This is a genomic window from Pelotomaculum sp. PtaB.Bin117 (assembly GCF_002067195.1).
GTDB classification, from domain to species: Bacteria; Bacillota; Desulfotomaculia; order Desulfotomaculales; family Pelotomaculaceae; genus Pelotomaculum_D; species Pelotomaculum_D terephthalicicum.
This window is the reverse complement of the sequence record NZ_MVQM01000074.1, coordinates 1-5,925: the sequence shown is the minus strand read 5'-3', so window position 1 is coordinate 5,925 and position 5,925 is coordinate 1. Positions and strand designations below refer to the sequence as shown.

Genomic DNA, 5,925 nt, shown 5'->3' with positions numbered 1-5,925 from the left:
TGATCAGTTGATCAGCAAGGAAACCGGGCTGCCTGTATACATCGCCGAAGACCCCCTCTCCTGCGTCGCCAGGGGTACCGGCAGGGCTCTATCGATGATTGGCAGCCTGCCGCGTATTTAACGTATTTAATATGATAAAACATTATTACTGGAGATTACCCCCTGACTTGCTAAATTTTTTTATTAACTAAATTAACTATTTTTCAAATTTAACAGGAATATCTCAAGAGTTGTCGAAAGAGTTAAATAATCGAAAAATAGACGCGGCATTTCCATCAAGTCTTCCAGGGGGCTTCTTATGCGTTGTAACATGCTATCCTATAAGGGTTTAACAGGTTTTTCAGTCATTAAGACCTGCTCAACTCTTGTTGTTCTTTTAGTACTGCCGTTACTATTGTTTTATGCAAACCATAGTAATACTACATATACGATTTCTTTTCTCAATGACCGTGCCAGAGACATCACCGGCTCCGCGGCGTTAAACGCGCCGGGATTTATTGCGCCGGGCGGGCTTACCGGGGAAGGACAGATTGTGGCTATCGCCGACAGCGGGCTGGACACGGGAAATATAAATGACCTGCACCCAGACCTGCAAAGCACGCCCGGTAAAATGCCCAAGGTAGTGTTGTTGAAATCGTGGGCCGGGCGGGACGTTCCGGACGACCCCGACGGGCACGGCACTCATATGGCCGCCACTGTAGCGGGGACAGGCGCCGCTTCAAATGGAAGATTTCGCGGCGTGGCGCCGGGCGCCAGTATTTATTTTCAGGGAATCCTGAACAAGGATGGTGAACCGGAAGTCCCGGCCGACCTGGCCGATTTATTTTGGCCGGCTTATTCGGCAGGCGCGCGGGTACACATAGACGGCTGGGGCGGCGGGCCCAATGTCTACCAGGAGTCGGCCGCGCAGGTAGACGACTTTATACGTAATCACCCCGACTTCCTCGCAATCTTCGGCGCCGGCAACAGCGGGCCGTCTTCCGGTACCATTACCACCGAGGCCAACAGTAAGAACGCTCTAGCCGTCGGCGCGTCCGTACTTCCACGGCCGGCCTTCGTTTCAGATGAGAATGATACCGCGACCCCCGCCGATTTTTCATCACGCGGTCCAACTGGAGACGGGCGGATCAAGCCTGAACTTCTTGCTCCCGCTTCGGCGGTGATTTCCGCCCGGTCGCGCTTGGTTGAGGGCAACTTACCGGGATACCCGGAATACACGCGCATGCAGGGGACAAGCATGGCCACTGCCGTTGCCGGCGGCTCGGCAACCCTTCTACGGGAATATTTTAAAAAGAATATGAATATATCCGCTCCGTCGGCCGCACTGATCAAGGCGGTATTAATCAACGGCTCCAGACCCACTGTAGATGGACCTTCAAAAGAGGGGTTCGGGGTAATAGACCTGGCCGGGACGGTAATCGCGTTAAAAGAAGGCTCATTCAATGTGGCCGACGAGTTAGCCGGGGTATCTCAGGGAAACGAACTTACTTATACTTTTCGTATTACCGACACTACATCTCCTTTCAAAGCCACCCTGGCCTGGACCGACCCGCCTGCCGAACCGGGCGGCGCGCAAGTCCTGGTGAACGACCTCGACCTGATCGTCCGGACACCTGACGGCAGAGTATTTTACGGCAACCATTTTCTCAGCAGTAACAAACCGGACAGGACAAATAACGTGGAACAGGTTTACCTGCCGTCACCCGTGCCCGGGGATTATACGGTACGAGTGATCGGCGCGGGTGTGCGTCGGAATGCTGTGAGCGGCAGCGCCGCGGCCTCACAGGATTTTGCCCTGGCCTGGGGCCAGGCTCCGGCCGAAAGTGTTGTGAAGAGCATCGGCGGCAGGTCGATAGAACTGGCGGATGGTAAATCATTTGGCCTGGCAGACCTGCCGATGATAAACCTTGTTAACGACAACATCGTTCCGGCAGATACAAGCCACCTATTTCCGGGGTCGGAAGTGTACCGCACTCCTCATCGGGCCTACTTGACAGCCCGCTTGTGGCGCGCCACCGGGGTAAAAGCTCTTAATACGGCTGGAGGGACTGTATTTACGGAAATCAATCCGTCCGTCAGGTTGGGAGGTTACAGCCTGCCTGGCGATATCGGGGGGATCATGTTGAACAACCAACCTGTGGCGCCGGGCGAACTGCCGGCGGGAGTGGAAGTCGGCGCGGTGGTCAATCCGGTGGACCAGAAAATCCGGCAAGTTCGCGCCGGTTATACTGAGCGTGCAGGTGTTGTTTCGGCACTGCGTAATGAAGGCGGGCGGAAAATAATCGTCCTTGAGGCAAACGGGGGGACTTATCGTCTTACTAAAAACGCGGTTTGTTCTTACGAGGACAGTTATACCGGTTCAGAAACGGCGGATATGCCCTTCGGCACCGGCGCCCTGGATGAACTGGAAGAAGCCCTGCCGGGAATGCCCGTGCGCCTGCACCTGGCGCCATCCAGCGGCGAGGTGCAGTACCTGGCCGTTAAGCGGAAGGTAACCCTAGGCACGGTAAAGGATATTGTCGCTTCCAGCAGCGAGATCCGGATGGAGAACGGGACTTCCATCCGGATCTTCCCGGGCGCGCCGGTAAAGAGAGACAGGGAAATTTCCAGCTTTGAAGCGATCGAGAAAGGAGATCATGTAACAGCCGTGCTCCTGCCGGACACCGGTGAGGCTATCGGCCTGGTGGCATACAGCAGCGTTCTTTACGGAAAGATAATTGATTTTACCAAAAAAAACAGGGAACTCTACCTTCTGGATAATAACGTCTGCTACCGTTCCTTTTTTCTGACTCCGGATACCGTCATCTACCGCTGGGGTGTCAGGACGCTAGATGACGCTATAGCCGCGGGGAGCTTGGTCAGGGTTACAACAGACCCGGCTGGGAAAGAAGTATGGCGGCTGGATATTGAAGAAAATTTTTATGATAAGAGTACATTCTTAAAATACAATGAAGCTGAAGGCATTATCACCACTGTGGGAGGCCGACAATACCGTTTTTCCGGTCTAACCCGTTATTATAAAAACGGTTACCAAGTGTTGCCGGGAGATCTCCTTCCTGGCGAGCAGGTTGAATTGGAGTATGCCACTGCTCCTCTACCGACCGGAAATGTGCTGGTGTCGGTTAATGCTCACTCAACAGTTACGCAGCCGCTGTTATTTGCTTCCGCCATTCCGCTGCAAGGCTGTTTGGCGGTAACCGGCAGGGCCGGCCACAATACCGTAATTTACATATGGGGGCAAGAGGGCATTAAACAAGCGATTACCTTGGACGAATCGGGCAGGTTCAACTACTTCCATAAGCAGGACAATAAAGAGACATATAATTTAACCATCGTGGCTGTGGACCGGCGAACTGGAGGTGTCTCCGGCGAGAAGATAAACCTTCTGGACAGTGGAGGCAGCAGCGGAAGCGGCGTTGTACAAAAAGCTGTCATTGGAGTGTTGGAGCAGGCTATGGCTGACCAAGCGCCGGGAAGTAAAGTAAGCAGCCTATCCAGTTTGCCTTTGACGCGGGTGGAGGCTGTTGCAGCGCTGGCGCGATTTCTGAACTGGCCGGAGACCAGCGAATGGCCGCTATCATTTACAGACACGGAGGGTATTCCGATGCCGTTTCGTCCTGCCGTGGCTGAGGCGCGGGCACGAGGTATCATTAACGGTTATCCTGACGGCAGTTTCCATCCAACGGGTAGCTTAAGCCGCGCTGAGATGGCAGTGGTCCTTGCCGCCTTCCAGCGGGACATTGGGATTAAAACTGGTTCGTCTTCGCAATTGCCTTACACGGACGCAGGCGATATACCCGCCTGGGCGGTCGATGCCGTTGTTGAAACAACGGCGTCGGGCCTTTTCCACGACCGGACAGGCGGCTTATTTGCGCCGGGCGATCCGGTCACAGCCGGGGAGATGATCGTTTTGCTGGAAAGGTTGCTGGATGCCTGTGAGCGCTTAATACAATGAACATTGGAAAAATACCGTTAGTCTCTTGTGGCCATTTATTAGCCAGGCATTCATTTATGGTTTTTTAAGTAAGGATGTATGGGAATGAACCAGATGATTGTTTTAGCAATTGCATTGTTTTTATTTTTTGCCGCCCCTGCCCTGTCCGCAGAATGCTCTGACAGGTGGTCGCCCCATGTGGTTTGGCAGGCGGCTAAAATAGGCAAACTGACATCAGAACTGCAATTGGGTCCTAACGGCTTGTTTTATGCGCCATCTGGAAACAAGCTGGTTGTGCTGGATGAAAACGGACGCAAACTATGGGAGGCTGCCGGACCGGGCGGTAGTAAATCGGGTCGGCCGGTGTTTGACCCTTATGGTTCAATATTTATGCCGGGCGATGCTTTGATCCAGGAGATAAAATTAAATGGAAGCATGGGATGGAACTTCAAAGTTTATCAGGGTAAAAGCAAATCAGCGGTTCATCTGACCACCGGCCCCAAGGATTTGTTATACTTGTGCATGCCGTCAGCGCTATATGCTATTGACACTGAGGGACATTATAAATGGATGGTAATGCAGTGGGGCCAAGGAAACACCGGCAGCACCCAGCTTGAGACTGACTGGGAAATTTTAGCCAGCGCGGGAAACGACCAGGCTGTTTTTGTCGTCCTGGGCAAGAAAAAAGAAGGATTTTCTCTGATAGCGCTGAGCGGGGAGGGAAAGATTTTCTGGCGATATTCACTTGGCGATATTAAGGGAGCCAATTTGGTTACCGGCAAGGACGGTTTGATTTATGCCACTGTGAATCCCCAAAAAATAGACCGGCTGAATAAGGGGATGGTTTACGCATTCGGCAGCAAAGGAGACGGTAAACCTCGCTGGAGTTATCAGGTGGCATTCGACGGCCTGACAGCGCCTACCATCTCGGAACATGGCCTGCTTTACTTTTCCGCAGGGGGAAGGCTTTACGCTCTAAATCAAGACGACGGTACGGAAGTATGGCATCAAAATATTAACGAGGCCATTTCCCGGCCGTCGGTGGATGAAAACAGCAAGCGTGTTTACGTGGGAACTGAAGATAAACGCTTGCTGGCAGTGACCCCTCTAGGACGATTTGATTGGGATTTTTCTCTCGACGGCAAGGTATCCATGCAACCTTTGGCCGGGCCCGGCGGGTATCTTTATGTGACAACGGATGCGGGGAGCATTTATAAAATTAAAGATGAACCACCTGTGTCTGATGGAGGATAAAGATGTGTAATAAAAGAAAATGGAGAAAATGTTGTTCTTCCTTGTACTTTTTGGATATCTTATTGTTAATCATGGTAATTTTTTCATGTATTTACAGTGTTCCAGTCCAGGCGGCGACGGTTCAGAATGTTATTTTTTTTGAAGATTTAAATGGCCATTGGGCGCGGAGCGATATTTCACGTTTAGCCGCCCTGGAAATGGTCAAAGGCTACCCGGATCATACTTTTAAACCGGATCAACTGGTCAACAGGCTGGAAACAGTTGTGTTAATCATCCGTTCAGGTGGTTTTACCGCGGAGGCCGAGAAAATGGCTGCTGCTGGAAATAGCAAAAAAAAGAGGAACGCGAATTCAACTAGCAGTGTGAAAACAAAACAAATGCCCAAGGTACCCTGGGGCCAGTCCTATATTGGTCTGGCAGTGGAAAAAGGGTTTCTTGCGCCGGATGACCCGGAGGGTTATGATTACGCTGGACCTGTCACCCGGCTTGAGGTGGCGGAGCTATTAGCGCGGGCCATGTACCTTGTGCCGCCATCTCTTGGAGATAAATCAGCGCCTGCCGAAAATGATCCAACGACAGAGGTGAACTCAGCTTCCGCGAAAACTCTTTCCGATTTGGATATGTTAAAACTTGAAGAGAGAACTCTAGTTAACGCGGTTGTAAACGCAAACGTCATGTCCGGCTACCCGGACGGCACCTTCCGGCCGCTGGATACTCTAACCCGGGGTGAAATGGCG

The 5,925-nt window shown here is 52.2% G+C and carries 4 protein-coding genes; all 4 read left to right on the top strand.

Annotated elements, in window-relative coordinates; translation table 11 throughout:
* On the top strand, window positions 1-121 hold a 121-nt coding region (locus tag A4E54_RS04860), incomplete at its 5' end, for a rod shape-determining protein (protein WP_286724769.1).
* Window positions 122-298: 177 nt separating this feature from the next.
* Window positions 299-3,955 (top strand): S8 family serine peptidase, encoded by a 3,657-nt coding sequence (locus A4E54_RS04855; RefSeq protein ID WP_286724767.1) that lies wholly within the window; start codon window positions 299-301, stop codon window positions 3,953-3,955.
* Between the two features lie 84 nt (window positions 3,956-4,039).
* Window positions 4,040-5,188 (top strand): outer membrane protein assembly factor BamB family protein, encoded by a 1,149-nt coding sequence (locus A4E54_RS04850; protein WP_286724764.1) that lies wholly within the window; start codon window positions 4,040-4,042, stop codon window positions 5,186-5,188.
* Between the two features lie 2 nt (window positions 5,189-5,190).
* Window positions 5,191-5,925, top strand: a 735-nt coding sequence (locus A4E54_RS04845; RefSeq protein ID WP_286724762.1) for an S-layer homology domain-containing protein, incomplete at its 3' end; no start/stop codon positions are given.

What these genes read in the sequence shown, in the direction of transcription:
- A4E54_RS04850 (WP_286724764.1), top strand. Translation starts at nt 4,040, where the DNA reads ATGAACCAGATGATTGTTTTAGCAATTGCATTGTTTTTATTTTTTGCC.
- A4E54_RS04855 (WP_286724767.1), top strand. Translation starts at nt 299, where the DNA reads ATGCGTTGTAACATGCTATCCTATAAGGGTTTAACAGGTTTTTCAGTC.